Source organism: Bradyrhizobium sp. P2_E8, assembly GCF_056403875.1.
This window is the reverse complement of the sequence record NZ_JBFUES010000860.1, coordinates 1-3,227: the sequence shown is the minus strand read 5'-3', so window position 1 is coordinate 3,227 and position 3,227 is coordinate 1. Positions and strand designations below refer to the sequence as shown.

Sequence of the window (3,227 nt, the reverse complement as noted above, 5' to 3'; positions counted from 1 at the left end):
GCTTTGCAGCCAGCTCGGCAGCGGCCTTGTCGGCGAGCGCCTTCTCGGCGGCCTGCTTGTCGGCCAGCACCTTGGCTGCAGCAGCCTCGGCATCCTTCCTGCGCTGCTCGGCCGCGGCCGCCTTGGCCTCCTCGATCTGCTTGGCCTTCTCCGCCGCCAGCCGGGCATCCTCGGCGGCCTTGGCGGCGGCAGCCGCCTTGTCCTGCTCGGCTTTCTTGGCGCGGTCCGCCGCAAGCCGCGCCTTCTCCTCCTCTGCCTGCCGAGCCTTGTCTGCGGCCGCAGTGCGGGTTTCTTCGGCGGCGATCTTGTTCAACTGGCCCTTGGCGAGATCGGTGTAGAAKCCATTCGGAAAGCGGTTGAGGAAGGCAGTCCATCCTTCACGCGTGCCAAGCTGGAGCGCYAGCTCGTAGTCGCGCCGGATTTCGCTGTCGGGGCTTGCCTGCGGCCCTGTCGCGACYGGTTTCGCTGYGACCAGCGGCACGTCGTCGCCGCCGAGCGAACCGTAGACATAGGGCTCCTGCTTGTAGCCGGTGTTCTTCAAGACATCGTCGCGGACGAAGCCRAARGCCTTGCGCAGRTCGAGCCCTGGCGTCGGCAGACGCTCGACCAGAGCTGCCGCGAACGGGCTGTTCTTGGAGTCGCCRTCYGACGCMGTCGAGCCCGCCTTGGCGGCGAAGGCRATCATGGTGTTCGGGCTGGTCGCCTCSACCTTGGCRAGRCCGCGCCCGATGGCGCGGGAAGCGACCGTGCGCTTCATCGTCTTGGCGAACGGATTGTCCCTGCAGGCGTCCAGAATGACSARGCGAAGCTGCTTGGCAGGCTCCACCGCAAAGAGCGCCCGGTCGAGCGCGACGGTCTCGTCGAGCACGTCGCCATCGGTTTCCAGCGCGGCATCCGTGGGGATCAAATAGTTCGTGCCGTCGAGCTCGATGCCGTGCCCGGCATAGTAAATGACGGCAACTTGGGCATCGCGGGTCCGGCCCGCGAACTCGCGCAATGACCGGCGCATGTCGGCGGCGTTGAGGTCGAGCCTGACATCGACATCGTCGAAGCCGGCCTTCTTGAACATGCCGCCGACCAGGGTGGCGTCGTTCACGGGATTGGTGAGCCGGGGGACGCTCTTGTAGGCCGAATTGCCGATGACGAGCGCGACGCGCTTCTCGGCCTGCGCAGAACCGGTCCCAAGYCAGGTCGCAAGAATTAGCAAAACAAACAGCCGAAGCCGCATTCCAGCCCCCGAATGCAATAGCGTCAGATTACTCGCACAATGCCCAAGTGCAATCTATGATCAGTGATATCAGTCACACATCGGTGCGGCGATCCGGGCAATTCCGTCCCGCCGGAAGATGCGCAACCGCGTCAGGTCGGCGTCCTCTTGACCCCATTGTGCTCTGGTTTGGTGTTCCTGATTTGCCCGACGGGTCAAAGGTACTTCGAAAAATACGAAAATGCTAACGCTGCCGATGGTCAGGTAGTTCGTCCCATCCAATTCAATGCCGTGCCCGGCGTAATAAATGACCGCAACCTCGGCGGCCGCCGGTTGTACAGTGCTAAAAAACGTTCGTTGAACGCTGGCTGTTGGTTGGGTAGCAGCTGACGAATAGACTAATTGCACTCCTCCTGTGCTTCACCGGTGCTATTTGTCCCGTGCTTGAACCGTTGATAGGGCACCACCCGGCATCCAGGCTTTACGGGACGGCAGCCGGCATTATTGCAAATCAATTGTCCCGTCGCCTGCGGCTTCGCCGGCGTGGTCTCGCTCTTCTTCCTCTCGTCGTCCCGCTTCTTGGCGTCATCGCGGGTCGCGACCGGCTTCTTGTCCTGCGCCTTYTCGCATTCATTGTCGTCATTGAYGCGATAGCCGGCGCGGCAGGYGATCTTSACGCAAGCRTCRCCRTCGGCCTTGAAGCCGTGATCGCACACCAGCGGGCAGACCCGGCCGGGCTTGGCCTTGATGGCGTCGAGCGCCTCGAMGCTGGCGAGCTTGGCGTCGAGCTTTGTCCCAGCATATTTATTGAACAGTGTCAGCGAACGTTGCGATGAGGCATTCCACTCGCCGTCTGCCGATGCCGCCAGACACCCRACGCGACGGAGCTCCGACTGCACCAGCTTTGCAGTCTCCTGCGGCGAGAGACTGGGCGACGATTGAGCTGGGGTTACCGCTGCGACCTTCTGCTCACCCTGCGCCTTGTCATTTGCTGGCTTTGCAGCCAGCTCGGCAGCGGCCTTGTCGTTCGCGATCTTGTCGGCGAGCGCCTTCTCGGCGGCCTGTTTCTCGGCCAGCGCCTTGGCCACGGCGGCCTCGGCATCTTTCCTCCGCTGCTCGGCTGCGGCAGCCTTTGCTTCCTCGACCTGCTTGGCCTTCTCGGCCGCCAGCCGGGCGTCCTCGGCTGCCTTGGCGGCGGCTGCGGCCTTGTCCTGCTCGGCCTTCTTGGCTCGCTCCGCGACGAGCCGCGCCTTCTCGTCTTCGGCCTGCCTGGCCTTCTCGGCTGCGGCCGCGCGCGCATCTTCGGCCCCGATCTTCTTCAACTGCACCCGCGCAAGGTTCGCATAGAAGCCCTCAGGATAGGTCTGGAGAAACGCTTCCCATGCGTCGCGATCACCCGCCTGCAGCGCCAGCTCATAGTCGCGGCGAACTGCATCCTGGGGATTTGCCTGCGGCCCGGTGGCGACCGGCTTCGCTGCGATCAGCGGCACGTCGTCGCCGCCGAGCGAGCCGTAGACATAGGGCTCCTGCTTGTAGCCGGTGTTCTTCAAGACATCGTCGCGGACGAAGCCAAAGGCCTTGCGCAGATCGAGCCCTGGCGTCGGCAGCCGCTCGACCAGGGCGGCGGCGAACGGGCTGTTCTTGGAGTCGCCGTCTGACGCAGTCGAGCCCGCCTTGGCGGCGAAGGCAATCATGGTGTTCGGGCTGGTCGGCTCGATCTTGGCGAGACCCCGGCCAATGGCGCGGGAGGCGACCGTGCGCTTCATCGTCTTGGCGAACGGATTGTCCCTGCAGGCGTCCAGAATGACGAGGCGAAGCTGCTTGGCAGGCTCCACCGCAAAGAGCGCCCGGTCGAGCGCGACGGTCTCGTCGAGCACGTCGCCGTCGGTTTCCAGCGCGGCATCCGTGGGGATCAAATAGTTCGTGCCGTCGAGCTCGATGCCGTGCCCGGCATAGTAAATGACGGCAACTTGGGCATCGCGGGTCCGGCCCGCGAACTCGCGCAGCGACCGGCGCATGT

3 protein-coding genes are annotated in these 3,227 nt (G+C 64.3%); all 3 read right to left on the bottom strand.

Going from position 1 to position 3,227, the window contains the following annotated elements; translation table 11 throughout:
• Positions 1–1,228, bottom strand: a 1,228-nt coding sequence (locus AC1D00_RS33210; RefSeq protein WP_477013575.1) for a caspase family protein, incomplete at its 3' end; no start/stop codon positions are given.
• 69 nt (positions 1,229–1,297) lie between these two features.
• Positions 1,298–1,615: a hypothetical protein gene (locus AC1D00_RS33205; protein WP_404559205.1), complete on the bottom strand. Its 318-nt coding sequence runs from the start codon at positions 1,613–1,615 to the stop codon at positions 1,298–1,300.
• The coding region (locus AC1D00_RS33200; protein ID WP_477013574.1) for a caspase family protein at positions 1,606–3,227 on the bottom strand (1,622 nt) is incomplete at its 5' end. The genes AC1D00_RS33205 and AC1D00_RS33200, both read right to left, overlap by 10 nt.